Annotated in this window: 1 protein-coding gene; it reads left to right on the top strand. The window is 69.9% G+C overall.

Features of this window, described 5'->3' with window-relative positions:
• Positions 1–2,179 (top strand): baseplate multidomain protein megatron (locus EP376_RS22560; protein ID WP_127657711.1); only part of this gene is annotated, 2,179 nt, incomplete at both ends.

Below are 2,179 nucleotides of genomic sequence, written 5' to 3'. Positions count from 1 at the left end.
ATTTCGGGCACCAGCCGGGCGATGGCAGCGGCGACGTGTTCTTTCATCTCGATCCGCTGTGGGCCGATCCGGACACCGACTTCATCGGCATCGACAACTACATGCCACTCTCGGACTGGCGCGACGGGTTCGAGCATGCCGATGCGCAGGAGGGCTGGCCCGCCATCTACGACCGCGCCTACCAGCAGGGGAACATCGCGGGCGGCGAAGGCTTCGACTGGTTCTATGCCAGCGCGGCGGACCGCACCGCGCAGGTACGCACCCCGATCACCGATGGTGCGGCGGGCAAGCCGTGGGTCTTCCGCTACAAGGATCTGCGCGCCTGGTGGTCGAACGCCCACTACAACCGCCCGGGCGGGGTGGAGAGCGGTACGCCGACGGCATGGGTGCCGCAGTCCAAGCCGATCTGGTTCACCGAGCTCGGCTGTCCCGCCATCGACCGCGGTACGAACCAGCCGAACGTCTTCTTCGACCCGAAGTCGTCGGAGAGCTTCACGCCGCATTTCTCGCGGGGCTGGCGAGATGACGCCATCCAGCGTGCCTATCTCGAGGCGACGTATCTCTGGTGGGGCGAGGCCGCAAACAACCCGGTGTCCTCGGTCTATGGCGGCCGGATGGTGCATGTGCCCGAATGCGCCGCATGGACCTGGGACGCGCGGCCGTACCCGTTCTTTCCAGCGCTGACCGATGTCTGGACGGATGGGGCGAACTGGCGGCTCGGCCACTGGCTCACTGGGCGGCTGGGTGCGGTGTCTCTGGCTGCGCTGGTCCGGTACCTCTGTCTCCGCGCCGGGTTGCCCCAGGATCGCATCGACGTCACCGGCCTCTGGGGCGCGGTGGAGGGCTATGCGATTGGCGCGCTGGAGAGCCCGCGTGCATCGATCACTACGCTCGCCCGCCACTTCGGCTTCGACGCGGTGGAGACCGAGGGCGTGATCCGCTTCATCATGCGCGGCACGGCCTCCGTCGCCACCCTTACGCCCGACGATCTGGTGGCCGCCCGCGAGGGCGACCTGCTCGAACTGACCCGCGGCCAGGAGACGGAACTGCCGCAGGCCCTGAAATGGCAGGTCGCCCGCGCCGACGAGGATTACGACGCGGCCCTCGTCGAGGCCCGGCGCATCACGGTGGACACGACCCGGATCGCGTCCGAGTCCTTCCCGATGGCAGTGCCGCCCGAGGAGGCCGAGCGGCGCTGCCGCCGCGCGCTGATCGAGGCGTGGGTGGGGCGCGAGACGGCGGCGTTCCGATTGCCGCCCTCGCGGCTCGCGCTCGATCCGGCCGATGCGATCCGCCTCGCGCATGACGGACGGCTGGTCGATCTGCGGCTCGTCTCCATCGCCGACGCCGAGGCGCGCGGCATCGAGGCGGTGCGCCAGGACCGGGCGACCTACGATCTGCCGCCCGGCGATCCCCGCGCAGCCTCACTGACGCGGGCCGTGGTATTCGGCGCGCCGGATGCGGTGCTGATTGACCTGCCTCAGCTGACCGAGGACCAGCCGGCGCATCGGCCTTACGCCGCAGCCCATGCCGTGCCGTGGCCGGGCGAGATGGCGGTGTTCCGCAGCCCCTCGACGGACGGCTTCGAGCTGCTGACCACGTTCGGCAGCCGCGCCCGGTTCGGGGCTCTGGTCTCCGACTTCTTCGCGGGCCCCACCTCGCGCTTCGACCTTGGCAACGTGCTGGTGGTCGATCTGCTGACCGGCACGCTGGAAAGCGTCACCGACCTGACGCTCTTCGGAGGCGCCAACGTGCTCGCCATCGAGAGCGCGCCTAGTGTCTGGGAGATCGTGCAGGCGGGCGCGGCCGAGTTGCTCGCCCCAGGCCGGTATCGGCTCACCCGGCTCCTGCGCGGCCAACGCGGGACGGAAGTCGCCATGGGCAATCCGACGCCCGCTGGCGCGCGGGTGGTGGTGCTCGACGACAGCCTCGCATCGCTGCCGATCGCCGAAGCCGATCTTGGCACCCCGTGGAACTGGCGCATTGGCCCCGCGAGCCGTCCCGTCAGCGACGAGACCTATGTGGCGCAAACCTTCACGCCTTCGGGTGTCGGGCTACGGCCGTTCTCCGTCACCCATGTCGAACAGCCGTGGCGCACACCGCGCACGCCCGGCGATCTGACCATCCGTTGGACGCGCCGGTCCCGGTCACTCGCGGCCGATAACTGGGGCGCGGTCGA

Origin of the sequence: Alexandriicola marinus (assembly GCF_004000435.1) — a bacterium.
Classification (GTDB): domain Bacteria; phylum Pseudomonadota; class Alphaproteobacteria; order Rhodobacterales; family Rhodobacteraceae; genus Alexandriicola; species Alexandriicola marinus.
The sequence above is the reverse complement of the archived record's forward strand: the minus strand, read 5'-3'. Positions and strand labels throughout refer to the sequence as shown.